We start from the raw sequence: 26,920 nt of genomic DNA, 5'->3' as shown, positions 1-26,920 counted from the left end.
CGTCGTCCCAGCCGACCATCAGGCGTCGGTCTTCTCGGCGCCCATCCGCCAGCGGATGCCGGCCTCGAGGAAGCCGTCGAGGTCCCCGTCGAAGACGGCCTGGGGGTTGCCGACCTCGTAGGAGGTCCGCAGGTCCTTGACCACCTGGTAGGGGTTGAGCACGTAGTTGCGCATCTGGTCGCCCCACGAGGCCTGCACGTCGCCGCGCATCTCGTCGAGGTGCGCCTTCTCCTCGGCCTTCTTGCGCGCCAGCAGCTTGGCCTTCAGCACGACCATCGCGGAGGCCTTGTTCTGCAGCTGCGACTTCTCGTTCTGGCACGAGACGACCACGCCGGTGGGGATGTGGGTCAGGCGCACCGCGGAGTCGGTGGTGTTGACCGACTGGCCGCCGGGACCGCCGGAGCGGTAGACGTCGGTGCGGATCTCCTCGTCGGGGATCTCGATCTCGTCGGTCTGCTCGAGCACCGGCACCACCTCGACGGCGGCGAAGGAGGTCTGGCGGCGGCCCTGGTTGTCGAAGGGGCTGATCCGCACCAGGCGGTGCGTGCCGGCCTCGACCGAGAGGGTGCCGTAGGCGTAGGGCGCGTGGATGGCGAAGGTGGCCGACTTCAGACCCGCCTCCTCGGCGTAGGAGGTGTCGAAGACCTCCACGGGGTACTTGTGCTGCTCGGCCCAGCGCGTGTACATCCGCATCAGGGTCTCGGCGAAGTCGGCGGCGTCGACGCCACCGGCGCCGGCGCGGATCGTCACCAGCGCCTCGCGGGCGTCGTACTCGCCGGAGAGCAGGGTGCGGACCTCGAGCTGCTCGACGGCCTTCTTGACCCGGGCCAGCTCGCGCTCGGCCTCGGCCATCGAGTCGGCGTCACCCTCCTCGACCCCGAGCTCGACGAGGACCTCGAGGTCCTCGATGCGGCCCGAGAGCTCGGCGAAGCGGTCGACCTGGCCCTGCAGCAGCGAGAGGCGCCCGGTCACGCGGGTGGCGTTGGCCTGGTCGTCCCACAGGTCGGCCGCGCCGACCTGCTCGCCGAGCTCGGCGATCTCACGACGCATCGCGTCGATGTCGAGCACCTGCTCGACGGTGCGCATGGTCGCCTGGAGCTGCTTGATCTCTAGGTCGTAGTCGATGCCTGCCACAAGGAGCAAGACTACGCACCTCCCGGGGCGGTTCCTACTTGCGGCCGAAGACCTGGGCGGCGTACCAGGTGCCGTCGGCGCTCTGGCGCGCCCCGACCCCCAGCAGCCGGAAGCGGCCGTCGAGGATGTTGGCGCGGTGGCCCGGGGACCCCATCCAGCCCTTCACCACGGCCTTGCCGCTGGAGTAGCCGTAGGCGACGTTCTCGGCGACCCGGCTCAGGTCGCACTTCTCCAGCACCGGACCGAGGTCCTGGTGGAACATCCGCTCCTGGTCCGCCATCCGGCGGGCCTGCCGGTCGGCGAAGCGCTGCACGCACTTCTGCTTGCGCAGCCCCACCAGGTCGCGCTTGGTGCGCTGCACGTTGGTCTTCTTGTGCACCGACTTCTCGTACGCCGCCGCGCTCGGGCCAGGGGTGGGCGTCGGCGTCGGGGTCGGCGTCGGGGTCGGCGTCGGGGTCGGCGTCGGGGTCGGCGTCGGGGTCGGCGTCGGAGTGGGATCGGTGGGCTCCCAGTCCGGGTCGAGGAGCCGGACCTCGTAGGAGAGGTCGTCGGTCGGGGTGTCCCCCAGCCGGGCGCCCGACACCGTGACCGAGACCGTCCGGTCGCCGGGTTCGGAGCCGAGGTCGGGCACGGAGAAGACCACCCGGTCCCATGCTGCGGTCTCGACGTCGGCGGCGACGGGTGGCTGTCCGTCGATGCTCACCGTGACCCTCGCACTCTCGAGGTTGCGTTGGTCGTCGGTCGCCAGGAACAGCGACCACCGCCCGGAGTCCGGCAGAAGCGGCCGCGGGAACCACCCCGCCACCGGCCACGTCACCGGTTCGACCCGGTCGACCTCGCGCCACGGGTCGTCGACCACCCACAGGGCGTTGGCCCGCGAGGTGCTCCCGGCACCCACGCGGGTCAGTGTCGGGTGGAGGATCCACCACCGGTGCCCGACCCATCCGTTGTTGGACCCAGGGTCGTTGATGTAGCCACCGATCGACGGCACCCCGGTGACACCGAGGTAGAGGTTCGACCTGGACGCCGCCTCGGCGCCCTCCTCGCTCCAGCACGGCCACGACTTGTCCGGGCTGTGGCTCAGCCGGCTGGCGGCATGCATCATCAGCGCAGCCTTCTGCGCCTTGGCGGACCATGCCTCGTCGAGGACCACCGACGGCAGGCCGGCGAGGTCCCTGACGTAGTTGACGGCCCCGATGATGCCCTCCTGCGTCTGCTCCCCCGTCCGACCCTCGCGGCACGATGCGACGTCGCCGCCCTGCCACTCGGTGGGGACGTCCTGCAGCGGCAACCAGACGTCCTCGTAGTCACCCAGCACCTCCGCGCGCGTCGACGCGACCGCGGATCGCTGCGGGCTCGCGGCCTGCGCGACCCCGTCGGCCGGTGCCGCCGGTCCGGGGCCGGCCTGCGCAGTCGTCGTCGCGACCGGCCCGGCACCGATGAGTACGGCGACGACGGCCAGGGCGGCCAGGGGCCTGCGGGGTCCACGGTTCACGTGAGGAGAGTGGACCAGGCGAGCGGCTGTGTCTCGCGATTCGAGCATCTGGGGTGAAGAAGAGGCCCCCTCGGGCGGTTCCTACTTGCGGCCGAAGACCTGGGCGGCGTACCAGGTGCCGTCGGCGCTCTGGCGCGCCCCGACCCCCAGCAGCCGGAAGCGGCCGTCGAGGATGTTGGCGCGGTGGCCCGGGGACCCCATCCAGCCCTTCACCACGGCCTTGCCGCTGGAGTAGCCGTAGGCGACGTTCTCGGCGACCCGGCTCAGGTCGCACTTCTCCAGCACCGGACCGAGGTCCTGGTGGAACATCCGCTCCTGGTCCGCCATCCGGCGGGCCTGCCGGTCGGCGAAGCGCTGCACGCACTTCTGCTTGCGCAGCCCCACCAGGTCGCGCTTGGTGCGCTGCACGTTGGTCTTCTTGTGCACCGACTTCTCGTACGCCGCCGCGCCGGCGGCGTGGGCGGTGGTGGGGGCGGCGACGCCTCCGACGACGGTCAGGAGCACGACGAGCAGGGCGGCGAGGGGGGATCGCATACCCGGGAGGGTACGGGCTGCTAGGCCGCCGGCACCCGTTCGCGACGCTCGAGCAGGTCCATCGCCGGGCCGACCAGCACGCCGTGCACCAGCACCGAGGCCACGACCGTGAAGCCGACGGTCGACCACAGCCAGCTCTGCCCGAAGTCGTCGACCTCACCGGCGGCGTAGGCCAGGTAGAACAGCGAGCCGACGCCGCGGACCCCGAAGAACGCCGCGGTGAGCCGCTCGGCCCGGGTCAGCCCGCCCCGCTCCCCCGGCGGCACCGGCCGCACGCTCAGGGCCAGGTAGCCGGCCAGCGGCCGCACCACCAGGATCAGGCCCAGACCGATCGCGACCCCGCGCCAGTCGAGGGCCTCGAGCAGGCCGCGGGTCAGGGCGATGCCGAGCACCAGCAGCACGAAGAGGGTCAGCAGCCGCTCGAGCCGCTCGACGACCTCGTGCATCGCGCGGTGGTAGTCGTGGCGGCGCTCGGAGGCCCGGAAGGTCATCGCGCAGGCGAAGACGGCCAGGAAGCCGTAGCCGCCGAGCACCTCCGCCGCGCCGTACGACGCCGTCAGCGCCGCCACCGCGAGCAGCGGCTCGCCGCGGTCGGCGATGCGCAGCGTGGGGCTGACTGCACGGAAGGCGAAGCGGGCCAGCACGTGGCCCACCGCGACGCCGGCGAGCACCCCGATGGCGGTCTTGCCGAACAGGTACCAGCCCACCCACTCCAGCGCCGTGGCGCCGAGCGCGCCGCCGCCGGCGACGAGGACCGCGAGGTAGACGAACGGGAAGGCCAGACCGTCGTTGAGACCGGCCTCGGCCGTCAGCGCGAAGCGGACCTCGTCGTCCTCGTCGATCGGTGCGCAGTCGTCGGCCTCCTCGCCGACCACCTTCCTGGTCGCGGGCCCGCCGACCTGCACGTCGGAGGCGAGCACGGGGTCGGTGGGCGCCAGCACCGCGCCGAGCAGGATCGCCACCGCGGGGGCCAGCCCGGCCCACCAGCCCAGCAGCGCCACTCCTGCGATCGAGAGCGGCATCGCGATGCCGAGCAGTCGCCAGGTCGGCGACCAGGCCCGGCGCGACGCCTTCTGGCGCGGGTCGAGGGGCCGGTCGAGCGCCAGGCCGACGCCCATCAGGGCGATCAGCACGGTGAGCTCGGTGATGTGCTCGATCGCCGCGCGGTTGTCCTGCGGGCTCAGCGGCAGGTCGTCGGGCAGCGGGGTGGCGCCCAGCAGCATGCCCAGCCCCACGAGGACCATCGGCGAGGTCAGCGGCAGCCGGCCCAGCGCGGTGGGCAGCACGATGGCCAGCAGCAGGCTGGCCCCGGCCACGAGGTAGACGAGGTCGGCTGTCACGTGGTCGAAACTACCGCCACCGACCGGGTGGTGCCGGGCGCGGCGGTGCGGGGCCGGGTCCGTGCGATCGCAAAGTTAAGGTGCGGTCCGTGACGACCACGACCCGTCCGGCGCCGACGTCCGCGCCGGCGCCCCGGCCGACGGCCGCTCCGCTCGCCTACCGCCCCCAGCTCGACGGCATCCGCACCGTCGCGGTGATGCTGGTGCTGCTCTTCCACGCCGAGCTGCCCGGCTTCGCCAACGGCTTCCTGGGCCTGGACCTCTTCTTCGTGCTGTCCGGCTTCCTGGTCACCACCGTGGTGCTGCACGGCGCGAGCGCCAGCGGCGAGCTGCGGCTGGGGGCGTTCTTCGCGCGTCGCGCCCGTCGGCTGCTGCCGGCCGCCGTCGTCACCGTCCTGGGCACGTGCGCCCTCTTCGTGCTGCTCGCCTCGAAGCCCGAGCGCCTCGAGCTCGTCTCGCAGGCCCGCTCGGCGCTGCTCTACGTCGCCAACTGGCAGTTCATCCTCGACGGCGCCGACTACTTCGCCCGCGACGTGCAGGAGTCGCCGTTCCTGCACTTCTGGTCGCTCTCGGTGGAGGAGCAGTTCTACGTGCTGCTCCCCCTGGTGCTGCTGGTGTGGTGGCGCTGGGGCCGGCGCAACGAGGTCGTGCTGCTCGGCGTGCTGGTCGGCCTGGTGGTCGCCTCGGCCGTCAACCAGCTCGTCTGGGCCCAGGTCAACCCCTCCTGGGCGTACTACGCCACCGACGCCCGGCTCTACCAGCTGATGACCGGCGCGGCGCTCGCCGTGCTGCTGCGGCTGCGCGCGGCGCGCGGCGCGGACGAGACCACCACCGCCCGGGGCGCCGCGCTGCTGGCCACCGCCGGGGCCATCGGTGTCGCGGTCGTGGCCTCCGAGCTGCTCGCGATGGCCGCCACGACCCGCAACCTGGTGGCCACCCCGCTGCTGGCGGCCCTGGTGGTGGGGGTCTACCTCGCCCCGGGCGCCTGGCTCTCCCGGCTGCTGTCGCTGCCCACGCTGACCTACCTGGGTCGGATCTCCTACGGCATCTACCTGTGGCACTGGCCGATGCTGCTCGCGGTCGGCCGGGTGGTCGAGGTGGGCCCCGCCCTCACGGCCGCGGTCGGGACGGTGCTGTCGGTGGGCCTGGCCTCGATGTCGTACCACCTGCTGGAGCACCCCGTACGGCGCGCGCGCTCGCTCGACGGCTGGTGGTGGCCCACCGTCGCCGGCGGCCTGGCCGTCAGTCTTGCGGCCGCGCTCCTGGTGGCGCCCGCGCTGCTGCAGAGCGACAGGACCCCGATCGCGACCGCCTCGGCCGCCACCACCCGGGTCGACCAGTCCCTGACCAACCGCCGACTGGGCCGGCCGGTGCCGCCCATCGACTACGCCGAGGTGGCCGAGAACAAGGGGCCCGAGGGCGTCTACTGCACCCCCGACGCCCCCGAGGACTGCCTCGTGGTCGACGGTCCCGGTCAGCACGTCGTCCTCGTCGGCGACAGCCACGCCCAGATGCTCACGCCCGCCTTCGAGGCGCTGGCCGAGGAGAAGGGCCTGCGGCTCTCGGTCAGCATCGTGACGGGGTGCCCGTGGCAGGACGGCCTCCTCAACACCCGCAACCCCACCGCCGTGCAGGAGGCCTGCACGACAGCACGGGAGGACTTCTACACCGAGACCCTGCCCCGCATGGACGCCGACGCCGTCGTCCTGGTGCACCTGCCCCGCAGCGACCGCACCTGGGAGGGCAAGATCCGCTCCCGCGAGGGCGAGCAGCTGCCGCTGGCCCGCATGCAGCTCGACGGCGTACGCCGCACGGTCGACCTGGTGGAGGCCGCCGGCGCCAGCGCCGTGATGGTGCGCAGCATCATCGGCACCGGCGGGTTCGATCTCGGCGGGTTCGATCCCCTCGACTGCCTGGCCCGGGCCCGGGTGCTGGGCGACTGCGTCGTCACGGTGCCGCTGGAGCGTCCGCTGGCCGACGGGATGTACGACACGGCCGCGATCGACACCGAGTCCGCCGGGGTGGTCGACCTCAACCCGGTCATCTGCCCCGACGCCCCGGTCTGCCTGCCGGTCGTCGACGGCACGGTCGTGTGGTTCAACCCCACCCACGTGACCGCGACCTACCTCGTCGAGCAGCGCGAGCAGATCTGGACGGCGCTCACCGGCACCGGGCTGCTCTGAGCCCGGCGCCGGTGAGGGTGCCGGTGTCCGCTCGGTGGCTCAGAAGCCGCCGAAGAGCGTGCCGAGGGTGATCACGGTGACGAGCGCGACGACCGGGATCGCTACAGCCACCACGAAGATGTCCTTGTAGGACTGGCGGTGGGTCAGCCCGCAGATGGCCAGGACCGTGACGACCGCGCCGTTGTGGGGCAGGGCGTCGAAGCCGCCGGCGGCCAGCACCGTGACGCGGTGCATCAGCTCGAGGCTGATGCCCTGGGCGTCGGCCAGCCCGCGGAACTGCTCGCCCAGCGTCTGCAGGGCGATGCTCATGCCGCCCGAGGCCGAGCCGGTGATGCCGGCCAGGACGTTGACCGCGACGGCCAGCGAGATGACCGGGTTGCCGGAGATGCCGAGCACCGAGTCGCGCACGGTGCGGAAGGCGGGCAGCGAGGCGATGACGGCGCCGTACCCGACCTCGCTGGCGGTGTTGAAGATCGGCAGGAAGGAGCCCATGGTGCCGGTGTTGACCGACTCCTTGACGTCGCCGAAGCGCTTGAGGTTGAAGGCGACGACGACCAGCGTGGAGACCACCAGGGCCACCACGATCGCCCAGATGCCGCCGACGGTGTCGATGTCGGTGTTGCCGTAGGCGTCGCCGGCCAGGTAGTCGGTGTCCATGGCCGGGAAGACCCAGGTGACCAGCACGTAGTTGAGCGCGATGACCACGAAGATCGGCAGGAACGCGACGAGCACGCTGGGTCGCGGCAGGGTCGACTGGTCGGTGGCCACCGGCTCCCCGGTCGCGGCGGTGGCCGTCGCGGTGCCGGCACCCTCGGGGGCTGTGCCGGTCTCGGTGCCGCCCGAGGTGCCGGTCGAGGTGCTGCCCCGCTCGTCGCGGTCGGTGCCCTTGCCGGTGACGCGGGCCAGCAGGCCGGGACCCTTGGGAGCCTCGGCGGGCAGGTAGGTCTCGCCGGCGGCGGTGAGCTTCTTGGCGCGGTACATCAGCCACGCGGTGCCGCCGCCGAACATCATGATCGCGGCGATGATGCCGAGCCCGGGGGCGGCGAAGGCGTTGGTGCCGAAGAACGGGGCCGGGATGGCGTTCTGGATCTGCGGGGTGCCGGGCAGGGCGGTCATCGTGAACGTGAACGAGCCGAGCGCGATGGTCGCGGGGATCAGCCGCTTGGGCACCCCGGCCTCGCGGAAGAGCGCGGCCGCGATCGGGAAGACCGCGAAGGCCACCACGAACAGCGAGACCCCGCCGTACGTAAGGATGCCGCAGGCCAGCACGATCGCGAGGATCGCCTTCGTGTCGCCGAGCTTCTCGACGATGAAGTAGGCGATCGCGCGCGCCGAGCCGCTGTCGTCCATCAGCTTGCCGAAGAGCGCGCCGAGCAGGAACAGCGGGAAGTAGGTGATCAGGTAGTTGCCCAGTGCCGGCATGAACACCTGGGTGTAGGTGGCCAGCATGGGCAGCCCGCCCGCGAACGCGGTGGCCAGGAGCGCCATCAGCGGGGCCAGGATGATCACGTTGACGCCGCGGTAGGCGAAGAAGATCAGCAGGGCCAGCGACAGGATGATTCCGAAGAGCCCGATCATGGGCGGGGTTCCTTCCGTTCAGGTCGACCGCCGTCGCGGGGTGTGACGGCGGTCTCGTGCATCAGGGTGACGCTACGCACGCTCTGGCCGAAGAGGTATGTGCTGCGACCACACAGAAGGTCCGCCGCACTGTGGCTCGTCTAGACAGGTGTGCTGAACGGGAACCGATCACCGCTCGACGTCGGAGACCGCCGACCCCTCGGCCGAGACCGTGGGCGCCTCGGGAGCACCGGGCATGCTGAGCGGCAGATCGAGCGGGGCGCTGAGGCGCACCTGCACCGACGAGCGGGCCTGGTCGACGACGACCACGAACCGCAGACCGGGGTACTCCTCGTGAGCACCGACGCTGCGCAGGTAGTCGGCCACCCCGGCCCGGGCGACCCCGGCGTCGAGGGCGAGCTGGTCCTGCGGCACGCCCTCGGTGTACGTCGACGCCCCGGTCGCGCCCGCGTCGGCGCCGTACAGCGCGGCACCGTCGGCCAGGGTGCTGAGCCCCGAGCGCTGCAGGTAGGCGGCGCTGACGTCGACCACCACCGCCACCCCCAGCGCGAGCACGAAGGCGAACCCGACGATCAGCACGCTGACCTGGCCCCGCTCGTCGCGCCGGCTCGTGGGTCGGGGCCTCATCGGGTGATCTCCTGGTACTGCCCGATCGGGACGGTGTGGCTGGAGGCCAGCGCGAAGCTGGGCGCTCCCCCGCCGAGCACGTCCGGCATCAACGGCAGCTCGACCTTCGAGTCGACACGCACCGTGATGACCGCGGTGCCCGAGTGGCAGTCGGCCAGCTCGCCGCAGCGCACGTCCACGGTGACGGGGACGTCGTCGAGGCCCTGATCGGCCAGCGCCTGCCGGGCCGCTGCCCTCGCGCGGTCGTGGCCGCTGGCGTCGTCGGGGGCCAGGGCGTAGGCCCGCGCCGCCGACCGGGCTGCGGACTCCACGCCGAAGGCACCGCGCTGGACCTCGAAGACGCTGACGACGATCCAGAGCATCGGCACCAGCAGCAGGACGCCCAGCCAGACCAGCTCGACCAGGGCGCTGCCGGTCTCGTCGCGGGACCGCCGTCCCACCGGCCGCCGGCTCACTGCTCCTCCCTGACCGCGTGGCCGGCGACCTCGATGCCCACCCCCGGGCCTCCCAGGCCCAGCGCGGGCACGGTCGCCCGCACGGTCACCACGACGGTGGGGGCGCCGTCGACGAGCACGGTGCGGGCGGTGACGTCCTGGGCGAAGCGGCCCGAGACGGCGCCGTCGATCTGGCTTCGGGTGCGCGCGACCCCGTCGCCCTCGCCGCGACCGGCCGTGGCGGCGTACCGGGCGCCCTCGGAGGCGGCCGAGGCCAGGGTGTTGCGCACCAGCAGCACCAACGAGACCTGAAGGATGCCCAGCACCAGCGGCACGAGCACGACCAGCACCAGGACGAAGTCGACGATGGCCGCGCCGCGGCAGCTGCGCCGACGCAGCAGCGGCACTACTTCACCTTGTTGAGGGCGTTGCGCAGCATCTGCCCCAGCTCGTCCTGGGCGATCGAGCCGATCGCGACCACGATGCCGGCCGACATCACGGTCACCAGCACCCACCCGGGCACGTCGCCGCGGTCGTCGCGGCGCGGGCCGCTGCGGTGGGCGGGTGCCACCAGGGCGAGCCAGAGCAGCACCAGTCGGTGCGCGAGGAGGGATGTCATGTGGGTGTCCTTTCCCGAGAGGGTCATGGGGTCGTCAGGTCGAGCCCGACGACGCCGGGCCAGAAGGCGAAGAGGATGGTCACGGGCAGCACCAGGAACACGACGGGCACCATCATCAGCACCTCACGACGTGCCGCCGACTCGATGAGCTCGCGCCGGCCGGCCTCGCGGACGTCGGCTGCCTGGGCGTGCAGCACGTCGGCCAGCGGCGTGCCGCGCTCGACAGCGGTGGCGATGCCCTGCGCGAAACGGGAGACCAGCGGCAGGCCGCTGGTGGCGGCCAGGGTGTCGAAGGCGGAGCCGACCGGCTCACCGGTGCGCACCTGCGCGAGCACCCGGGCCAGGTCGGCCGACAGCTCGCCGCCGGACCGGCTCACCACCCGGTCGAGCGCCCGACCGGGCTCTCCCCCGCGGCCACCGCCAGCGCGAGCAGCTCGGCGACGGTCGGGAACTCGGCGAGGATGCGGCGCTCGCGGGTGCGGACCTGGGCCGAGAGGTGGTTGTCGCGGGCGAGCACACCGACCACGAAGGCGATGGCGCACACCAGCGCCGAGCTCACCACCGCACCGGGGTCGCCCAGGGTGCGCAGCAGCCCCCAGGCCGCCGCCAGCGAGAACGCCACCAGCCCCCATTGGACCTGCTCGACGCGGAACTCGTGGACGCTCCTGTCGATGCCGGCCCGTGCCAGCCGCCGGCGCACCGAGGTCGCGCCGCCCAGCACGCGCTCCACGCTCTGGGCCAACGAGCGCAGCACCGGCCCGAAGACGGCGACCACCACCGAGGACCCTCCCGGGACCGCCGGCCCCGCGCCCGGACGCCCCGCCTGCGGCAGGTCGCGCAGGTAGGGCAGCACCCGGTCAGCCAGCTGCGGGCGGCGTACGACGCGCAGCCGCGCCGCGACCAGCAGCAGCCCGGCGGCGGTCGTGGCCCCCAGCAGGGCACCCCACATCGTCAGGCTCACGACAGGATCCGCCTCTCGGTGGGCAGCCGGCCGATGCGCATCATCAGGCGGTAGGCCAGCACGCACAGCCCGGCGCCGACGGTGAGCACCACGACCCCGGCCGGTGAGGCGTAGCGGCGGATCACGTCGCTCTGCAACGACATCAGCAGCAGCACCACCCAGGGCGCGGCGACCGCCAGGCGCGCGCCGTTGACGGTCCAGGCCTGCCTCGACTCCAGCTCGGAGCGGGTGCGGGCGTCCTCGCGCAGGTAGCCCGACAGGTTGCGCAACAGCCGGCCCAGCTCGCCGCCGCCGACCTCGCGGGCCACCCGCAGGCCCTCGACGACACGGTCGCCGACCGGGTCGGCCAGGCGGTCCTTGAGGCGGTCGAGGCTCTCGCCGAACCGGCCGGTGACCTGGTAGTCGAGGGCGAAACCGGTGAACGCCTCGCGCAGCGGCTCCGGCCCCCGGGTGCCCAGCGCCGAGAGCGCGTCGGGCAGCGACATGCCGGCGCGCACCGCGGAGGACAGGTTGTCGACCGCCTCGGGCCACACCTCGGCGAACTCGCGCAGCCGCCGCCGCGCCCGGGCCGCGACCACCGTCACTGGCAGGTAGGCCGCCAGCACCCCGAAGACGACCGCGACCGGCGGGGTCCGGGAGACCAGCTGCACCAGCAGCGCGGCCCCGACACCCGCAACCGCGCACATCAGCACGAAGGACGTCGAGGACACGCCCCGCAGCCCCGCGGAGCCCAGCAGCCGTTCCAGCCGCCCCGGTCCGGTCGAGGTCGCGCGAGGTCGCCGCGGCATAGTGAAGGCCGACCAGATGAGCAGCAGCCCGACCCCCACCCCGAGACCCACCAGCGCGCCCACGCTCAGACCTCCTGCTCCGCGCCCACCGCGAGCAGGCGGCGTACGTCGATGCCGTGACGCTCGTAGAGCTCGGTGCGCGGCGGCATCCCCTGCGCGCGGCGCAGCTCGCCCTGGGTACGCCGGAAGATCGGCTCGACCTCGATGATGTCGTTCTCGGTGCGCCCCGGCACCGCCACGATCTCCTCTACGTGCCGCCGACCCCGGTGGTCGAGACCCAGGTGGACCACCAGGTCGACCGACGAGGCGACGGTCGGCACCACGAAGCGCGAGCCGATGTTCTCACCCGCCAGCAGCGGCAGCGTGCACATCTTCACCAGCGCCTCGCGCGCGGAGTTGGCGTGCAGGGTGCACATGCCAGGCAGCCCGGAGTTCAGCGCCAGCACCAGGTCGAGGCACTCCTCGGCCCGCACCTCCCCCACGATCACCCGGCTCGGCCGCATCCGCAGCGTCTCCTTGACCAGGTCGCGCAGCCGGATCTCGCCGGTGCCCTCCAACCCGGCCTGGCGGGTCTGCAGCGGCACCCAGTCGGGGTGCGGGAAGCGCAGCTCGAAGACCTCCTCGGCCGAGATCACCCGCTCGCTGCCGGGGATCGCGGCCGCCAGGCAGTTCAGCATCGTCGTCTTCCCGGCCTGGGTGCCGCCGGAGACCAGGATGTTGAGCCCGGCCCGCACCGAGGCCTGCAGGAATTCCGCGGCCTGCGGGGTCAGGCTGCCGAGCTCGACCAGGTCGCCCAGCCGGGCCGCGCGCAGCACGAACTTGCGGATGTTCACGGCGGAGAAGCCACGGCTGATCCCCTCGAGGACCACGTGCAGCCGATGCCCTTCGGGCAGCATGGCGTCGACGAAGGGGCGGCTCATGTCGATGCGCCGCCCGCTGGACTTGAGCATCCGCTCCACCAGCTCGGCGACCTGTGCCTGGGTGAGCATCAGGTTGGTCAGCTCGTGGCGCCCGTTGCGGGCCACGAAGACCCGGCTCGGGTCGTTGATCCACACCTCCTCGACGCTCGGGTCGTCGAGCAGCGGCTGCAACGCCCCGAAGCCCGAGACCCGGGCGACGAGCTCGTCGACCATCGCTTCGAGGTCGCCGACCGGCGCGACCGCCCCGGTCAGGCTCCGGTCGTCGTGGGCCCGCACCAGCGCCTCGGCCAGGCGGCGTACGACGCCCGGGTCGCGCTGGGGGTCGACACCCTCGCGTCGCACCCCTTCGCGCAGCGCGTGGTCGAGCTGCTCGAGGGTCTCGGCGTGACCGGGCAGCCCGGAGGGAGCCGACGCCCGGCGGGCGTCGGCGTGGGTCATCGCCATGGAGGCTCCCTCCGAGTAGGGATCCGAGAGGTGGGAGTGCGTCGTCGCTGACGCTACGCAGTCCTTTACCTACCCGGGAAGAGGCCCTCCTTAACCTGTGGAGAACCTCCCGCCCCGCCGACCCGGCCCAGATCTCGCGCCGAGCCGGCGCGTACCTGCGCTCCAGCCTGTTCGGAATCGTCCGGGATCGCCCGGTCCGGTCCCAGCGGCGACTGCTGCTCACCACGATGAGGCTCCCCCGACCCCAAGGAGCCTGCATGTCCCCCGCACGTCTCACCCGTCTGGCCGGCGTGGCCACGTCCCTGACCCTGCTCGTCGGCGGTCTCAGCCTGGCCCCGGCGCAGGCCGCCGGACCAGCGGCCGGCACGACCGCTGTGTCGTCGACCGAGGACCGGGACCGCGCCAAGCCGTTGCGGATCAAATCGCCCGGGGTCTCCTGCGAGTGCGGCGGCGCCGGCTACCTCTGGGGCTGGTCCGTCGTGGGCATGCGGTTCACGGGCGTGCAGAAGGGCCACACCTACCGCGCGTTCATCAAGGGCGGTGGCGAGGCCACCGCGACGCAGTCCTACGGGTACGCCATGTTCTCGCAGGCCGGCCACGACTTCGAGTACGGCGAGACCTACAAGTTCGTCGTCAAGGAGTACAAGCGCAAGAAGCTGGTGCGCACGAGCAAGGCGAAGAAATACACGATCCCCACCCCGGTGGCCCACCCGGACATGGCGCGGCTGGAGACGATCGAGGCCGACGGCAAGGACTACCTGGTCGCCGGGCGCACCTACTCGGTCGCCTACGAGGGCGAGTGGCAGGACGGCATCCAGTTCGCCAAGGGCGTCGACCGCTACCTCACCGAGGACGGGGGCTTCGGCTGGTACGAGGAGGAGGGCTACCCGCTTCCTTGGGTCGAGCACGCTCCCGATGCCGCACTCACGCTGGCTCCGACCGAGGAGCACCTCGGACAGCAGTGGAACATCTACGTCGTCGGGTCCGTCCCCGCACCGAAGGACGTGCCGCGCAAGGGCATCGAGGCCGGCGACCCGGTGCGGGGGTCCGAGTGGGGCCACCACTGGTTCGTCTCCATCATCTCCGAGGAGGAGGCCGCCCAGCTCGAGCAGTAGCCGGTCGGCGCGGGACCGGGGCCGGGTCAGTCGCGGGCGAGCCGCTCGAGCAGCTCCCCCGACTGCTTGACCCCGGTCAGCGCGGCGGGGTGCACGTCCTCGCCGCGGCGCAGCACCGTGAACCGCCCGTCGGGCTCGACGACCGCGACCGCCACCTCCTGCGGTGAGCGGACGCCGGCGGCGCGCAGCTCGCTCCACAGGCCGGTCTCGTCGAGGCCGAGCCGCGTCAGCTCGTGGCGCTGCACCTGCCCGGCCACCATCACCGCGACCGCTCGGTGCCGCCGGCGCGCCACCATCCGCTCGCTGCGACGTACCCGCCCGGCGACGCCCTCGACCGCCAGCAACGTCGCCAGCGCCAGCAGGCCACCGCTGAGCGTCGGCACCTGGCCGAGGATCGAGCGACCCACGATCGCGCCCAGCACCGTGACGACCGCGAGGTCGAGGCTCGAGGGCGAGGCGTGGAGCCGCTGACCCGCGTGCGAGAGCAGGGCCGTGATCGCCAGGTAGAGCACGATCGTGGAGACCACGATCGCCACAGCGCCGAGTAGAGGCAGGCCGAGGTAGAAGCCGAGGTCGTCCATCGACCCATCGTGGCCCATCACCACCGCCCGCGTGCCGGGGCCACCGACCGGGGGAGATCTGCGCCGGGTCAGCGTGGGCTGGTCAGCGTGGGGCGGGGGCGGCGGGGGTCGGGTGGGAGGTCTCCTTCGAGACGCTGCCCAGGAAGACCAGCACCATGATGAGCACCACCAGGTTGACCAGCCCCGCCATCAGCGCCAGCACCGCGAGCGCCATGCTGACCATCGAGCCCAGGGCGAGGGCGCCGAAGACCAGCGCCGCCACGACGTACGTCGTGCGCAGCGAGCGGGCGCCGGCGCTGCGGGTCGGCACCACGGCCATCACGCCGGTCAGCACCCCCGCCACGACGACCAGGTCGACGACCCCGGTGGCGAGGTCGAGGGGCAGCTCGACCTCGCGGAGCCCCGCGAGCCCGGGCCACAGCGGCACCGAGAGGGCGGCCCCGACCCAGGCGGCGACGGCGCCGACCCGGAACCCGGGGTGCAGGTGGGCGAGGCGACCCAGCGCGACGGCGACGAGGACCCAGCCGACGGGGTCGGGCAGGAGGTCCGGCGCCACCTCCCCGTCGCCGATGCGCAGGTCGCCCACCACGAGCAGCAGGCCGACGACGACGGTGCGGAGCGGGGTCACGCGCCCAGGCTAGGCCGCCGTCGCCGCGGCGCCCTCAACAGGCCGTGACCTTGCGGTAGACGCCCTCGCCCGTCCGGCGCACCGACGTCACGGTCGCGTCGCCCTGGCCCAGGTAGTCCTGGCTGCCGAGGGCGTAGAAGGGGTTGTAGGGGTCGTTGCCGTAGCTGACCGCGCGCCCCGCGTCCTCGTGGGTGGCGTTGCTGGTGGTCCAGCAGTCCACCGCGGGCGGCGGCGTGGTCGCCGTGGGGGTCGGGGTCGGGGTGGGGGTCGGCGTGGGGGTCGGCGTCGGCGTGGGGGTGCCCGTCGTGCCGCTCACCCGGCGGTTGTTCGCGAAGAAGAACGAGGTGACGTAGCGCGGGTAGTCGATGCTGGTGGCCTTGATGTAGCGCCCGCCCGGGCCGCCGCCGGCCGGCCAGTTGTGGCCCAGGCCGGTGTTGGTGAGCAGCGAGACCCGGGGCCCCTCGGCGTCGGACCAGACCGTGCCGCTGCCGGCGGTGCTGGTGCCGGGCAGCGTCGACATCGTGACCGGCGAGGTCGCGGTGGCGTCGTACAGCCCGGCCATCACCTCGGCGTTGAGCAGGTTGTAGCCCGTGGCGACGGTGTAGTCGTCGTTGCCGTGGATGACCGAGGTGAGCTGGGTGTCGAAGCCGGCGGTGTGGCTGCCGGCGAAGCGGGTGCAGGTCGAGGTCGCGGCCGACTTCGTGGTGGAGACCGTCGAGATCTGCGAGGAGGTGGTGCCGACCGTGGGCCCGGCGTTGATCCCGATGCCGGCGAAGACGTCGGGTGCCAGGCAGCCCATCACCATCGTCTCGCCGCCGCCCGAGGAGAGACCGGAAAGGTAGACCTGGTCGGCGTCGAGACCCAGCGTGGTCCGGCCGAGCAGGGTCTCGACGAGCGCCAGCAGGTTGTCGTCGTGGCGCGCCGGGGCGCTGCGGCTGTGGTTGCCGTCGTAGTAGTCCCAGCACCCCGCGATCACGCCGCCGCCGGGCGCGGCCGGCACGGCCACCACCATGCCGTAGTCGTCGGCGGTGGCCTGCCAGTTGCCGGCGGTCTGCAGGTCGGTGTTGGTCTGCACGCAGCCGTGCAGGTTGACCATCAGCGCCCTGCCGTCGGCGATCGCGGGCGCGGTGGTCGGCACGTAGAGACGCACGTTCATCCCGGCGATGGTCTCGCTGGTCCAGCTGCCCGCGGCCCGGGCGCTGGTGGTCGCTCCGGGTGCCAGCGCCAGCGCGACCGCGGTGAGCACCACCGCGAGCACGCCGGCCAGCGCGGCCGGGACGCCCCGGCGCTGCGCCGTGGCTGTGCTGGTGGGCAGGGACGGGGTCGGTACGTCGTTCATGGTGCTCCTCCGAGTAGGGCCAGGCATGACGTGCAGCTGTGGTGCAGGTGTGGAACGGGTGGTGCGGGTCGGCTCAGGCGTGCAGGTCTCGTACGGCGGCGACGACGGCCTCGGCCCCGCGCGGGGCCAGCACGATCGTGTAGTGGTTGACGTCGTCGACCTCGACGTCGCGCAGGTGCGGCACCAGCGCGCGCGCCCGCTCGGCCGCGTCGGGGGCGTAGAGCGCCTGCGGCTCGTCCATCAGCCCGCGCGGGGCGCGCAGGAAGACGGTGGGCAGCGTGAGCGAGCGCATCGCCTGCTCGTAGGTCGGCCCGCCGAAGAGCTGCGCGGCGTCGGCGGCCACGGCGGCCACCGCGGCCGAGGGCCTCAGTCGCGGCGCCTCGCCCTCGAGGTCGTAGTCGACGTACCCCTCGACGACGGGGCTCCAGTCGTCGGCGAAGGCGGGGTGCTCGCGCCAGAAGTCGCGGTAGGTTTCGTGGCTCTCGAAGGTCATCCGCAGCCGCTGCGCGGCCGGCCCGAGCACGTCGTCGGGCGTGGCGGTCGGCGAGGGCACGCCCCCGGCGGGCGCCGCGAGCGGCAGGCCGCCGTCGACGAGCACCAGCCCGGTGGCCCGCTCCCCCACCAGCGCGGCCAGGGTCAGCACCACGAAGGCGCCCATCGAGTGGCCCACCAGCGTCACCTCGCGCACCCCGAGGTGGTCGAGCACCTGCTCGAGGTCGCGGGCGTGGCGCTCGAGGCCGTACGGCGCCGGCAGGCCCGCGCTGCGGCCGCGGCCGCGCAGGTCGGGGGCGACGACCCGGACACCGGGCATCGCCTCGGCGACCAGCGGCCAGCAGCGGTGGTGGGCGGTGATGCCGTGCACCGCGAGCACCACCGGAGCCTCGGGGTCCTCGGGCCCCCAGACGCCGCAGGTCAGCTCGCCGCCGTCGACGGGCACACGGACCGTGCGCGGGCCGGCCGGGTCGGTCGGGGCGGCGGGCCCCGAGGGGTGCCGGGTGGCGGTGGTCATCGCTGGTCTGCTCCTGGGTCGGTGGCGGGGTCGGCGGCGGGGTGGTCGGCGGGGTCGGGGTGGCCGGCGGCCAGGGCGCGCTCGATGAAGGCCATCACCTGCTCGAAGACGTGGTCGGGCACCGTGGCGGTGGCGCCGGGGCCCAGCGTGCGGCCGGGCTCGTCGCCCCACAGCACCCAGCGCATCCCGACCATCTCGCCGATGCCCATCAGCACCCACGCGACGACCTCGGGGTCGATCTCGCCGACGTCGCCGACCTCGCGGGCCCGCTCGAGGTTGGCGATGTAGCCCTCGACGATGCGCGTGTAGTGCAGCTTGAGCGCCCGCGGCGAGACGAACTCGGCCTCGCGCACCACGCGGTAGAGGGCGGGGTGCTCGGCGGTGAAGGCGAAGAACGCCCGGAAGCCGGCCCGCTCCCCCTCCAGCCGGGTGGTGGCCCCGGCCGAGCCCTCGCTCATGGCGTGGCGCACCCGCCGGTTGAGGTCCTCGACGAGCTCCTCGAAGACGGTGAGCTTGGAGTCGAAGTAGAGGTAGAAGGTGCCCTGGGCGACCCCGGCGCGCTCGGTGATGCGGGTGATCGAGGCGTCGGCGTAGCCGTGCTCGGCGAAAACGTGCTCGGCGGCGTCGATGATCGCCTTGCGGGTCGCGGTGCCGCGCTTGGTGCTCGGCGGCTTGCGTGCGCTCTCGCTCATGCCCGGACCTCCTGCTCGCGCCACCGGTCGGCCAGCGCGCGCCGCATGATCTTGCTGCTCGAGGAGCGCGGGATCTCGGCGACCACCGCGACGTGGCGCGGCACCTTGAAGGCGGCCAGCTCGTTCGCGCAGTGCTCGCGCAGGTCCTGCTCGTCGGTGGCGACCCCGGGGCGCAGCACGACGTACGCCGCGCACACCTCGCCCCAGCGCTCGTCGGGCACCCCGACCACGGCGGCGTCGGCCACGGCGGCGTGCGCGAGCAGCACCTGCTCGACCTCGGCGGGCGCGACGCTCTCGCCGCCGGTGATGAAGATGTCCTTGATGCGGTCGACGATGCGGTAGTAGCCGTCGGCGTCGCGGGTGGCCAGGTCGCCGGTGTGCAGGCCGCGGCGCCGCTCCTGCTCGGCCCGCTCGTGCTCGGGCTCGCGGAAGTAGCCGGCGAAGACGTTGGGCCCGCGCACCACCAGCTCACCGGTGCCGGGGCCCTCGACCAGCGCGCCGGTGGCCGGGTCGACCAGCTCGACCTCGACGTGCGGGTACGGCGTGCCGGCCATGCCCACGCGCCGGGTGGCCTCCTCGGGCGGCAGGCACAGCACGTTGGGGGCGGCCTCGGTCAGCCCGTAGCCCTGGGTCAGCGCGACCCCGCGCCGGTGCCAGGTGCGCAGCAGCGGCTCGGGCATCGGCGCCCCGCCGACGATGGCGTGGCGCAGGCTGGTCAGGTCGGCGTCGGCGAAGTCGGGGTGCTCGGCGAGCATCAGGTAGGTCGCGGGCACCCCCATCGTCGTGGTGATCTGGCGCTCGGCGATCAGGTGCAGCACCCGCCCGGCGTCGAAGGTGCGCTCGAGCACCACGGTGGCGCCCATCCACCAGGCCAGCAGCGGCTGCACGTTCCACCCGCCGACGTGGAACTGCGGCATCAGCGCCAGCACCACGTCGCGGCTGGTGATCTCGGCGGTGCGCGAGAGCGACAGGTTGGTCCAGAAGCAGTTGGCGTGGGTCAGCACCGCGCCGCGGGCCTGCCCGGAGGTGCCGGAGGTGAAGATGATCAGCAGCGGGTCGTCGTCACCCACCGGGCGGGCCGCCCCGCCGGTCGTCGTACGCCGCTCGCCGCGGGCCCGCTCGAACCCGCCGGGCGTCGGGGCGTGCTGCTCGACCCCCTGGGTGCCCATCGCGGCCACCGGCACCGTGCCGACGACGAGGTCGAGGGTGGCGCGGGCCAGCGCCGTGAACTCCTCCTCCACCAGCAGCAGCGCCGGGTCGGCCTCCTCGACCTGGCCGGCCAGCTCGCGCGGGGACAGCCGCCACGACAGCGGCACCAGCACCAGCCCGGCCTTCGCGCAGGCGAAGAACAGCACCACGTGGTCGGCGCTGTTGCCGGTCAGCGTGGCCAGCCGGTCACCGGCGGTGTAGCCGGCCGCGAGCAGCCGCTCGGCGAGGTCCTCGGCGCGCTGGTCGAGGCGGGCGTAGGTGAGCACCACCCCGCGGTCGTCGATGGCGACCCGCTCGGGGGTGGAGGTGGCCCGGTCGGTGGTCCAGCGACCCAGGGTGTGCAGGCCGTCGCGGCGCGGAGTGGTCATGGGCCATCCTCACCCGCGGCGACCGCGGGGCGCCCGGCCCGGCTGCGCGCCCCGGCCAGGCGGGCGCCGAGGCCGACCAGGCCGCCGGGCACGAAGAGCACCACCAGGATGAACAGGGTGCCGAGGATGAACAGCGGCTCCCCCAGCGGCACGCTCAGCACGGCCGGGAGCCCCTCGACGGCGTCGGAGGCGGCCAGCGCGGTCAGCCGCTGGTCGAGCAGCGTGTAGACGATGCCGCCGACCACCGCTCCCCAGCGCGAGCCGAGGCCGCCGAGCACGACGATCACCAGGATGGTGAGGGTGAAGTCGGCGGAGGCGATCCGCGGGGTCGCGCCGCTCTGGAGCAGCAGGTAGACCATGCCGACCACGACGGCCAGCACCGAGCCGGTCACGAAGGCCAGCAGCTTGACCGCGAAGGGGCGCAGGCCCAGCACCCGCACCCGCAGCTCGTTCTCGCGGGTCGCGGCGGCGACGTGGCCGGCGCGGGAGCGCTCGAACCAGGTCACCAGCGCGAAGACGACCACGAGCAGCACCACGGCCACCCAGTAGAGGTTGCGGGTGTCGGTGACCCCGACCAGCGCGTCGGGCACGTGGGTGGTGTCGAGGCGCAGGCCCTCCTCGCCGCCGGTGACGTCGCTGTTGCGGCGGATCAGCACCGAGCCGGCCTGCGCGAAGGCCAGGGTGACCATCGCGAAGGAGATGCCGCCGACCCGCAGCCCGACCGCGCCGAGCACCAGCGCCACGACCGCGCCGCCCAGCAGGGTCAGCGCCATCGCCGGCACCAGGCCCAGGTCGGTGCGGTCCAGGACGATGCCCAGGCCGTAGGCGCCGATGGCCAGGTAGAGCGCGTGCCCGAAGCTCAGCAGCCCCGCCACCCCGAAGATCACGTGGTAGGTCAGCGCCAGCGAGGCGAAGACCAGCGCCAGCGCCATCAGCTGCAGCGTGCCGGGCGTGTACGTCGCTCCCGGCAGCACGCCGGGGATGCTCAGGTTGACCAGCGGCAGCACCGCGAGCAGCGCGACGAGGCCGAGCATGCCCAGCAGCCGCGGCAGGCCGGGCCCGCGGCGCGGCCCGGCGCCCGGCCCGGCCGGGGCCGGGGACGCCGGGGCGTCGGCGGTCGGGGTGGGGCTGGTGCCGGTGGTGGTGTCGGTGCTCATGCGCGGGCTCCCATCAGGCCGGAGGGACGCACGAGGAGCACGGTGGCCAGCAGCAGCACGACCACCAGGTCGCCGGTCCCGGAGAGGTAGAAGTTGGCCATCTGCTGGAGCACCGCGACCACCACGGAGGCGATCGCCGCGCCGAGCAGGGAGCCCAGGCCACCGATGACGGTGACGATGAAGGCGAAGATCAGCAGCGACCCGCCGAGCTGCGGGGAGACGTAGCCGAAGTAGTGCGAGGCCAGCACCCCGCCCAGGCCGGCCGCGGCGCCGCCGATGGCGAAGACGACGGTGAAGGCGCGGCGCACGTCGATGCCCAGGGCGGTGACCATGGAGCGGTTCTCGACGCCGGCGCGGATCACCAGGCCGAAGCGGGTGAAGCGCAGGAAGGCGATGATGCCGCCGAGCACCAGCAGCGCGACGCCGATCAGCACGAACCGGTCGTTGGGCACCCGGGCGCCGAGGATCGTGGTCGTCTCGTTGAACCAGGCCGGGCCGGTGACGAAGATGGCGTCGGTGCCCCAGATGCCGTCGAAGAGCGCGACCGTGGCCAGGGCCAGGCCGACGGTGACCAGCACCTGCTCGATGTGGCGCTCGTAGAGGCGCCGGATCAGCAGCAGCTCGGTGAGCACCGCGGCCAGGGCGCCGACGCCGGCGCCGACCAGCAGCGAGAGCAGCAGCGAGCCCCACGAGTCGCCGCCGAGGCTGCGGGCGGTCTCCCAGCCGGCGAAGGCACCGAGGGTCAGGAACGAGCCGTGGGCGAAGTTCAGCACGCCCATCAGGCCGTAGATGAGCGAGAGCCCGGAGGCGACGAGGAAGTAGAGCGCGCCCAGGCCCAGGCCGGTGGCGAGCAGCAGCACGATCGTGCTCACGAGGGGACCTCCTGGCTGTGGGTGGAGTGGGACTCGCCGGTGGAGCCGACGCCGAGCAGGCTGACGACCCGCTGCTCGTCGTCGAGCAGCTCGGCGGCGTCGCCGGTGTGCACGACCCGGCCGTCGGACATCACGACCGCGCGGTCGGCCAGGCGGCGGGCCACGACGAGGTTCTGCTCGACGAGCAGGATCGGGACCACCTGCGCGGCGCGCTCGAGGGCCTCGGTGACCTCCCCGACCAGCTTGGGCGAGAGGCCCTTGGTGGGCTCGTCGACCAGCAGCAGCCGGTTCTCGTTGAGCAGCGCGCGGGCCAGCGCGACCATCTGCTGCTGCCCGCCCGACAGGGTGCCGGCGGCCTGCTGGCTGCGGGCGATGATGTCGGGGAACAGGTCGGCGACCAGCTCGCGGCGAGGGTTCGAGGTGCGCTCGGCCAGCCGCAGGTTCTCCTCGACGCTCAGCGAGCCGAAGACCTCGCGGTCCTCGGGCACGTAGCCCACGCCGCGCTGCACGATGCGGTGCGTGGGCAGGGTGTCGATGCGCTCGCCGTCGAGCTCGACCACCCCGCTGCGCTCGACCAGGCCGAGCACCGCCTTGATGGTGCTGGTCTTGCCGACGCCGTTGCGGCCCAGCAGCGCGGTGACGCCCTGGGCGGGCACCTCGAGTGTGACGTCCTCGACGACCTGCTGCTGGCCGATGCGGGCCGAGAGGCCGCGCACGCGCAGCACGGGCTGCGCCTGCGGCGTCGTACGGGGGGTGCTCATGCGGTCGCTCCGAGGTAGGCGCTCTGGACGGTGGGGTCGGCCATCACGGCCTCCGGGGAGTCGCAGGCCAGCAGCTGGCCGTGGTGCATGACCGCGAGGCGGTCGACCAGGCCGAGCACGACGTCCATGTGGTGCTCGACCATCAGCACGGTGGTGCCGTGCTCGCGGTGCACCCGGCGGATGAGGTCCATCAGTCCCTCGACGTCGGCGCTGCCGACCCCGGCCATCGGCTCGTCGAGCAGGATGACGTGGGGGTCGCTGGCCAACAGCATGGCGATCTCGAGCTTGCGCTTGTCGCCGTGGGCCAGCCCGCCGGCGACGGTGTGCTCGTGGTGGGCCAGGCCCACCTGGTCGAGCCGGTCACGCGCCCGCTCGGTGGCGGCGCCGCCGCGCCCGGGGAACCGGACGAGGCTGAGCGCGCCGCCGAGCGCGGCCTGGGCGGCCAGGCGGACGTTCTCGACGGCGGTGAGGCCGTCGAAGAGGCTCGAGGTCTGGAACGTGCGTCCCAGCCCGGCCCTGGCGCGGGCGTCGACCGAGCGGGCGGTGACGTCGTCGCCGGCGAGGTGCACCGTGCCCGCGGTCGGGCGCATGACGCCCGAGAGCAGGTTGAACAGCGTCGTCTTGCCCGCACCGTTGGGGCCGATCACCCCGAGCATCTCGCCGCGCGGCACCGCCAGGGAGACCCCGTCGATGATGACCGCGCCACCGATGCTCAGGTGCAGGTCGCGCACCGCCAGGACCGGGCCGGGCTCGCTCACGAGGTCGCGACCGGGGGTGCGACGGCGTCGGGCTCGACCTGGTCGGCCAGCTCGGGCACGAACGAGCCGCCCTCCTTGGTCAGGGTGGCCGCGAACATCGGCTGGATCAGTGCGTGGTCCTCGGCGCGCACCGTGGTGGTGCCCTTGGGGCCCTCGAACTCCCAGCCCTCGAGCGCCTCGATCATCGCGTCGACGTCGTCGCCGCCGCCCTCCTCGATGGCGTGCACGATCATCTGGCCGGCCACGAAGCCGTCGGGCGAGAACAGGTCGGCCTCGGCGCCGGCCTCCTCGAGCGACTCGACCATCGCGGCGTTGACCTCGTTGTCGGGGGCGCCGGCGAAGTAGTGCGACAGGAAGGTGATCTGCTCGCTGGCCGCGCCGTAGGCGCCGTAGCTGGCGATGTCGCCGAGACCGGTGGTCACCGGCACCTCGTCGAAGACCTGCTGCTGGTCCAGCGACTGCCACATGGCGCTGGTGGTGTCGCCGGCCCAGGCCACGAAGACCAGGTCGGGCTCGGCGTCGAGGATGCGACGCGCGAAGGGGGTGAACTCGGTGGCGTCCTCGGGCACGAGCACCGGCTCGACGTCGGCGCCGGCGCCGCCCAGGACGGCCTCGACACCGGCCACGTTGCCCTGGCCGAAGGCGTTGTCCTGCGCGAAGACCGCGACCTTCTTGCCGTCGAGGTCGCCGATCAGCGAGCCCGCGGTGGCCACGTCCTGGTAGGTCTGGCGGCCCGAGCGGAAGGTGTAGCGGTTGATGCCGGTCACGGCGTCGGCCGCGGCGGGCCCGGAGATGTAGAGCACCTCGTTCTGCTCGGCCTGCTCGGCCAGCGAGAGCGCGACGCCCGAGGAGACGGTGCCGGCGATGATCTGGGTGCCCGAGCCGATCGCGTCCTTGGCCAGGCCGACCGCCTTGGCGGGGTCGCCGGCGTCGTCGACGAAGTCGAGGTCGATCTCGCGGCCGTCGACCTCGCCGCTGCCGTCGGTGGCGTAGTCGATGCCGGCCTCGAGGCCGTTGCGGTAGGCCTCGCCGTAGGCGGCGAGCGGGCCGCTCTGGGAGTAGATGATCGAGACGGGCACCGCGCCGCCCTCGCCGTCCTCCCCCGCCGAGGCCGAGCCGCTGTCGGGCGCGCAGGCGCTGAGGCCCAGCACGCCCACGACCGCTGCTGCGGCCACTGCCAGGGTTCGTCGTCCGCCCTGTCGGGCCGGGGTGCGCTGCGTCATGACTTCTCCTTCGTCGTCCAACCTGACGGATGATTCAGGTCTCATGACGTGACCGTAGCCACAGGGCTGACTCCTGTCAACGACCGGTACGGACCGCCGCTCGTACGCTCGAGGGGTGAGCACTCCCCCGGTCCCGCCCGCCCAGCCCGACGCCCTGCCCGACGCCCTGCCCTATGCCCTGGCCCGCCTCGGCACCCGCGAGCACCCGACCTTCGGCCTCGACACCTTCGGCGACCTCGAGCTCGGCCCCGACGGGCGACCGGTGCACGAGGCCGAGGCGATCCGCCAGGTCGTGGCCGAGGGGGTGCTGGCCGACGAGGTCGGGGTCGACTACCTCGGGCTCGGCGAGCACCACCGCGACGACTACGCGATCTCCGCCCCCGACGTGGTGCTGGCCGCGATCGCCGCGCAGACCTCGCGGATACGTCTCGGCTCCGGCGTCACGGTGCTCTCCTCCGACGACCCGATCCGGGTCCACCAGCGCTTCGCCACGCTCGCGGCGATCAGCGGCGGGCGCGCCGAGGTGCAGCTGGGCCGCGGCTCCTTCACCGAGTCCTTCGCGCTCTTCGGCCACGACCTGTCCGACTACGAGGTGCTCTTCCACGAGAAGCTCGACCTCTTCGCCGCGGTGCAGACCGAGCAGCCGGTGACCTGGTCGGGCACGACCCGCCCGCCGCTGCGCGAGCAGGTCGTGCACCCCCGCACCGAGGCCGGGCTGCTGCCCGCCTGGATCGCCGTCGGCGGCACGCCGCAGTCGGTGGTGCGGGCGGCGGCGTACGGCATGCCGCTGGTGCTGGCCGTCATCGGCGGCTCCCCCGCCGGGTTCACCCAGCTCGCCGACCTCTACCGCCGCGCGCTCACCGAGTACGAGCGCCCCGAGCTGCCGGTCGGCATGCACTCCCCCGGCCACGTCGCCGCCACCGACGAGCTGGCGCGCGAGCAGATGTACCCCCACCAGGCGGCGGCCTTCAGCCGGATCGGGCGCGAGCGCGGCTGGGGCCCCTACACCCGCGCGGCCTTCGACGAGGGCGCGAGCGCGCAGGGCGCGCTCTTCGTGGGTTCCCCCGAGACCGTGGCGACCAAGATCGCCTGGGCGGTGCGCACCCTGGGCCTCTCGCGCTTCCAGATGAAGTACGCCGTCGGCGCGCTGCCGCACGCCCAGCGTGCGGAGTCGATCCGGCTCTACGGCACCGAGGTCATCCCCCGGGTGCGGGAGCTGCTGGCCCAGGAGCGTGCCTGACCGGGCAGCCGGCCACGCCCGGCGTCGGGAAGGTGCCCAGCTGCTCGATCTCGTAGCCGTCGGGGTAGGAGCGCACCCACGGCAGGTCGGCGACCGTCTGGGGGCTCATCCGCGCCGGGAACAAACGCAGCACCCGTCCGCGTGCCCGCAGCCCGGCCCGGGCGGCGAGCACGACCGGTCGCGGGGGTGCGGCGTAGCCCAGCGCCTCGCGCAGCGGCGGGTCCATCAGGGCCCGCGAGAACACCTCGACCGCCGGTGCGGCGATGCGGGGCTGGAAGGTCAGCATCAGCGCCAGCGTCGAGGCCGCCACCGCCCGACCGCCGGCGTCGGGGCCGAAGTGCTCGGCCTCGTAGTCGTCCATCAGCCGGGCGAAGCCGTCGTAGGTCTCGGGCACGTCGGGGATCGCCATGTGCCGCCCGAGGGTGCGGTAGTAGTTGACCGAGGCCCGCAGCTCGGTGCTGGTCAGGGGCCGCTTGCCGTAGTCGTCGAGCCAGCGCTTGGGCACCACCACGAACGTGGACAGCACGTAGCGGAACTCGTGGTCGGGGATGTCGTAGGCGCGGTGCATCTGGTTGACGCGCCGGATCGCGGCCCGGGCGTCAGGGTGGTCGAAGCCCTTGAGGGAGGGCTGCTCGAGCAGCAGCGCCGTGTCGTCGTAGCGCCGCTGCACCTGCTCGGTGAAGGCGCCGGTCTCGGCGAGCAGCCGCCCGATGCCCGGCACCGCGTAGGTGCGGAACAGCGCGAAGGACAGCGCCTGGTTCATGTCCCACGGGAACTCGTGGACCACCGCGTTGCGGTAGATCTCGACGAAGTCGCTCTCGGGGTCGAGCGCGTCGTTGACGCGCCGCCAGTGCTCGCGCGGGACCCCGCCGAACGTCTTGCCGTGCCACCGGAACGACCGCATGGCCGTA

General features: G+C 73.3%; 28 protein-coding genes. 3 read left to right on the top strand and 25 right to left on the bottom strand.

Annotated elements, in window-relative coordinates:
• Positions 1 to 18: 18 nt before the first annotated feature.
• The 4 genes from prfB to OCU29_RS01165 form a co-directional block, all read right to left on the bottom strand.
• The gene (gene prfB / locus OCU29_RS01180; protein WP_179615713.1) at positions 19 to 1,134 is read right to left on the bottom strand and encodes a peptide chain release factor 2; all 1,116 of its coding nucleotides are present in this window, start codon (positions 1,132 to 1,134) and stop codon (positions 19 to 21) included.
• Positions 1,135 to 1,168: 34 nt separating this feature from the next.
• Positions 1,169 to 2,629 (bottom strand): CAP domain-containing protein, encoded by a 1,461-nt coding sequence (locus OCU29_RS01175; protein WP_261818496.1) that lies wholly within the window; start codon positions 2,627 to 2,629, stop codon positions 1,169 to 1,171.
• Between the two features lie 81 nt (positions 2,630 to 2,710).
• Positions 2,711 to 3,163: a CAP domain-containing protein gene (locus tag OCU29_RS01170; protein WP_261818495.1), complete on the bottom strand. Its 453-nt coding sequence runs from the start codon at positions 3,161 to 3,163 to the stop codon at positions 2,711 to 2,713.
• A 20-nt stretch (positions 3,164 to 3,183) separates the two neighbouring features.
• Complete coding sequence (locus OCU29_RS01165; protein WP_261818494.1) at positions 3,184 to 4,503, bottom strand: sodium:proton antiporter; 1,320 nt, start codon at positions 4,501 to 4,503, stop codon at positions 3,184 to 3,186.
• Positions 4,504 to 4,592: 89 nt separating this feature from the next.
• On the opposite strand from OCU29_RS01165, the gene OCU29_RS01160 reads away from it, so the two are divergent.
• Entirely contained in the window at positions 4,593 to 6,686 is a 2,094-nt protein-coding gene (locus OCU29_RS01160) for an acyltransferase family protein (RefSeq protein WP_261818493.1), read from the top strand.
• Positions 6,687 to 6,725: 39 nt separating this feature from the next.
• Here the strand turns inward: OCU29_RS01160 and OCU29_RS01155 are convergent, their stop codons facing one another.
• The 9 genes from OCU29_RS01155 to OCU29_RS01115 form a co-directional block, all read right to left on the bottom strand.
• The gene (locus OCU29_RS01155; protein WP_261818492.1) at positions 6,726 to 8,264 is read right to left on the bottom strand and encodes a GntP family permease; all 1,539 of its coding nucleotides are present in this window, start codon (positions 8,262 to 8,264) and stop codon (positions 6,726 to 6,728) included.
• Positions 8,265 to 8,432: 168 nt separating this feature from the next.
• Positions 8,433 to 8,891, bottom strand: coding sequence for a pilus assembly protein TadG-related protein (locus OCU29_RS01150; RefSeq protein ID WP_261818491.1), 459 nt, complete (start codon positions 8,889 to 8,891; stop codon positions 8,433 to 8,435).
• Positions 8,888 to 9,331 (bottom strand): hypothetical protein, encoded by a 444-nt coding sequence (locus OCU29_RS01145; protein WP_261818490.1) that lies wholly within the window; start codon positions 9,329 to 9,331, stop codon positions 8,888 to 8,890. The genes OCU29_RS01150 and OCU29_RS01145 overlap by 4 nt, the downstream gene beginning before the upstream one ends.
• A gap of 11 nt (positions 9,332 to 9,342) precedes the next feature.
• A complete protein-coding gene (locus OCU29_RS01140) occupies positions 9,343 to 9,732 on the bottom strand; it encodes a TadE/TadG family type IV pilus assembly protein (RefSeq protein ID WP_261818489.1) in 390 nt (129 codons plus the stop codon).
• A complete protein-coding gene (locus OCU29_RS01135; RefSeq protein ID WP_261818488.1) occupies positions 9,732 to 9,944 on the bottom strand; it encodes a hypothetical protein in 213 nt (70 codons plus the stop codon). The genes OCU29_RS01140 and OCU29_RS01135 overlap by 1 nt, the downstream gene beginning before the upstream one ends.
• A 23-nt stretch (positions 9,945 to 9,967) precedes the next feature.
• On the bottom strand, positions 9,968 to 10,321 hold the full coding sequence (locus OCU29_RS01130; RefSeq protein WP_261818487.1) for a type II secretion system F family protein: 354 nt from the start codon (positions 10,319 to 10,321) through the stop codon (positions 9,968 to 9,970).
• Entirely contained in the window at positions 10,318 to 10,905 is a 588-nt protein-coding gene (locus OCU29_RS01125; protein WP_261818486.1) for a hypothetical protein, read from the bottom strand. Before OCU29_RS01125 ends, OCU29_RS01130 begins: the two co-directional genes overlap by 4 nt.
• Positions 10,902 to 11,756 carry a type II secretion system F family protein gene (locus OCU29_RS01120; RefSeq protein WP_261818485.1) on the bottom strand — a complete coding sequence of 285 codons (855 nt, stop codon included), beginning with the start codon at positions 11,754 to 11,756 and terminating at the stop codon, positions 10,902 to 10,904. The genes OCU29_RS01125 and OCU29_RS01120 overlap by 4 nt, the downstream gene beginning before the upstream one ends.
• Before the next feature lie 2 nt (positions 11,757 to 11,758).
• Positions 11,759 to 13,057, bottom strand: a complete 1,299-nt coding sequence (locus OCU29_RS01115) for a CpaF family protein (protein WP_261818484.1) — start codon at positions 13,055 to 13,057, stop codon at positions 11,759 to 11,761.
• 257 nt (positions 13,058 to 13,314) lie between these two features.
• On the opposite strand from OCU29_RS01115, the gene OCU29_RS01110 reads away from it, so the two are divergent.
• Positions 13,315 to 14,172, top strand: coding sequence for a hypothetical protein (locus tag OCU29_RS01110; protein WP_261818483.1), 858 nt, complete (start codon positions 13,315 to 13,317; stop codon positions 14,170 to 14,172).
• A gap of 26 nt (positions 14,173 to 14,198) precedes the next feature.
• Here the strand turns inward: OCU29_RS01110 and OCU29_RS01105 are convergent, their stop codons facing one another.
• The 11 genes from OCU29_RS01105 to OCU29_RS01055 form a co-directional block, all read right to left on the bottom strand.
• Complete coding sequence (locus tag OCU29_RS01105; RefSeq protein ID WP_179615698.1) at positions 14,199 to 14,753, bottom strand: YetF domain-containing protein; 555 nt, start codon at positions 14,751 to 14,753, stop codon at positions 14,199 to 14,201.
• Between the two features lie 82 nt (positions 14,754 to 14,835).
• Positions 14,836 to 15,381, bottom strand: a complete 546-nt coding sequence (locus tag OCU29_RS01100; RefSeq protein ID WP_261818482.1) for a hypothetical protein — start codon at positions 15,379 to 15,381, stop codon at positions 14,836 to 14,838.
• Between the two features lie 34 nt (positions 15,382 to 15,415).
• Positions 15,416 to 16,720: a PHB depolymerase family esterase gene (locus tag OCU29_RS01095; RefSeq protein ID WP_261818481.1), complete on the bottom strand. Its 1,305-nt coding sequence runs from the start codon at positions 16,718 to 16,720 to the stop codon at positions 15,416 to 15,418.
• Between the two features lie 73 nt (positions 16,721 to 16,793).
• Entirely contained in the window at positions 16,794 to 17,729 is a 936-nt protein-coding gene (locus tag OCU29_RS01090; RefSeq protein WP_261818480.1) for an alpha/beta fold hydrolase, read from the bottom strand.
• A complete protein-coding gene (locus OCU29_RS01085) occupies positions 17,726 to 18,421 on the bottom strand; it encodes a TetR/AcrR family transcriptional regulator (RefSeq protein ID WP_261818479.1) in 696 nt (231 codons plus the stop codon). The genes OCU29_RS01090 and OCU29_RS01085 overlap by 4 nt, the downstream gene beginning before the upstream one ends.
• Positions 18,418 to 19,998 (bottom strand): class I adenylate-forming enzyme family protein, encoded by a 1,581-nt coding sequence (locus OCU29_RS01080; protein WP_261818478.1) that lies wholly within the window; start codon positions 19,996 to 19,998, stop codon positions 18,418 to 18,420. Before OCU29_RS01080 ends, OCU29_RS01085 begins: the two co-directional genes overlap by 4 nt.
• A complete protein-coding gene (locus OCU29_RS01075) occupies positions 19,995 to 21,155 on the bottom strand; it encodes a branched-chain amino acid ABC transporter permease (RefSeq protein ID WP_261818477.1) in 1,161 nt (386 codons plus the stop codon). The genes OCU29_RS01080 and OCU29_RS01075 overlap by 4 nt, the downstream gene beginning before the upstream one ends.
• Positions 21,152 to 22,027, bottom strand: a complete 876-nt coding sequence (locus tag OCU29_RS01070; protein ID WP_261818476.1) for a branched-chain amino acid ABC transporter permease — start codon at positions 22,025 to 22,027, stop codon at positions 21,152 to 21,154. Before OCU29_RS01070 ends, OCU29_RS01075 begins: the two co-directional genes overlap by 4 nt.
• Positions 22,024 to 22,788, bottom strand: a complete 765-nt coding sequence (locus OCU29_RS01065; protein ID WP_179615691.1) for an ABC transporter ATP-binding protein — start codon at positions 22,786 to 22,788, stop codon at positions 22,024 to 22,026. The genes OCU29_RS01070 and OCU29_RS01065 overlap by 4 nt, the downstream gene beginning before the upstream one ends.
• Complete coding sequence (locus OCU29_RS01060; RefSeq protein WP_179615690.1) at positions 22,785 to 23,546, bottom strand: ABC transporter ATP-binding protein; 762 nt, start codon at positions 23,544 to 23,546, stop codon at positions 22,785 to 22,787. The genes OCU29_RS01065 and OCU29_RS01060 overlap by 4 nt, the downstream gene beginning before the upstream one ends.
• On the bottom strand, positions 23,543 to 24,769 hold the full coding sequence (locus tag OCU29_RS01055; protein WP_261818475.1) for a substrate-binding domain-containing protein: 1,227 nt from the start codon (positions 24,767 to 24,769) through the stop codon (positions 23,543 to 23,545). Before OCU29_RS01055 ends, OCU29_RS01060 begins: the two co-directional genes overlap by 4 nt.
• Positions 24,770 to 24,884: 115 nt before the next feature.
• Between OCU29_RS01055 and OCU29_RS01050 the strand changes: the two genes are divergently transcribed.
• On the top strand, positions 24,885 to 26,009 hold the full coding sequence (locus OCU29_RS01050) for an LLM class flavin-dependent oxidoreductase (RefSeq protein WP_261818474.1): 1,125 nt from the start codon (positions 24,885 to 24,887) through the stop codon (positions 26,007 to 26,009).
• Here OCU29_RS01050 and OCU29_RS01045 read toward each other — a convergent pair.
• A complete protein-coding gene (locus OCU29_RS01045) occupies positions 25,966 to 26,913 on the bottom strand; it encodes an oxygenase MpaB family protein (RefSeq protein ID WP_261818473.1) in 948 nt (315 codons plus the stop codon). The genes OCU29_RS01050 and OCU29_RS01045 overlap by 44 nt on opposite strands.
• Positions 26,914 to 26,920: the final 7 nt, after the last annotated feature.

The organism is Nocardioides sp. OK12 (genome assembly GCF_024341885.1).
Taxonomy (GTDB): domain Bacteria; phylum Actinomycetota; class Actinomycetes; order Propionibacteriales; family Nocardioidaceae; genus Nocardioides; species Nocardioides marinisabuli.
The sequence above is the reverse complement of the archived record's forward strand: the minus strand, read 5'-3'. Positions and strand labels throughout refer to the sequence as shown.

Excerpts from the sequence above, each read along its gene's own strand:
- OCU29_RS01155 (WP_261818492.1), bottom strand. The coding sequence starts at position 8,264 with ATGATCGGGCTCTTCGGAATCATCCTGTCGCTGGCCCTGCTGATCTTC.
- OCU29_RS01095 (WP_261818481.1), bottom strand. The coding sequence starts at position 16,720 with ATGAACGACGTACCGACCCCGTCCCTGCCCACCAGCACAGCCACGGCG.
- OCU29_RS01090 (WP_261818480.1), bottom strand. The coding sequence starts at position 17,729 with ATGACCACCGCCACCCGGCACCCCTCGGGGCCCGCCGCCCCGACCGAC.
- OCU29_RS01115 (WP_261818484.1), bottom strand. The coding sequence starts at position 13,057 with ATGGCGATGACCCACGCCGACGCCCGCCGGGCGTCGGCTCCCTCCGGG.
- OCU29_RS01150 (WP_261818491.1), bottom strand. The coding sequence starts at position 8,891 with ATGAGGCCCCGACCCACGAGCCGGCGCGACGAGCGGGGCCAGGTCAGC.
- OCU29_RS01075 (WP_261818477.1), bottom strand. The coding sequence starts at position 21,155 with ATGAGCACCGACACCACCACCGGCACCAGCCCCACCCCGACCGCCGAC.
- OCU29_RS01065 (WP_179615691.1), bottom strand. The coding sequence starts at position 22,788 with ATGAGCACCCCCCGTACGACGCCGCAGGCGCAGCCCGTGCTGCGCGTG.
- OCU29_RS01080 (WP_261818478.1), bottom strand. The coding sequence starts at position 19,998 with ATGACCACTCCGCGCCGCGACGGCCTGCACACCCTGGGTCGCTGGACC.
- OCU29_RS01085 (WP_261818479.1), bottom strand. The coding sequence starts at position 18,421 with ATGAGCGAGAGCGCACGCAAGCCGCCGAGCACCAAGCGCGGCACCGCG.
- OCU29_RS01045 (WP_261818473.1), bottom strand. The coding sequence starts at position 26,913 with ATGCGGTCGTTCCGGTGGCACGGCAAGACGTTCGGCGGGGTCCCGCGC.
- OCU29_RS01105 (WP_179615698.1), bottom strand. The coding sequence starts at position 14,753 with ATGGACGACCTCGGCTTCTACCTCGGCCTGCCTCTACTCGGCGCTGTG.
- OCU29_RS01055 (WP_261818475.1), bottom strand. The coding sequence starts at position 24,769 with ATGACGCAGCGCACCCCGGCCCGACAGGGCGGACGACGAACCCTGGCA.
- OCU29_RS01135 (WP_261818488.1), bottom strand. The coding sequence starts at position 9,944 with ATGACATCCCTCCTCGCGCACCGACTGGTGCTGCTCTGGCTCGCCCTG.
- OCU29_RS01110 (WP_261818483.1), top strand. The coding sequence starts at position 13,315 with ATGTCCCCCGCACGTCTCACCCGTCTGGCCGGCGTGGCCACGTCCCTG.
- OCU29_RS01170 (WP_261818495.1), bottom strand. The coding sequence starts at position 3,163 with ATGCGATCCCCCCTCGCCGCCCTGCTCGTCGTGCTCCTGACCGTCGTC.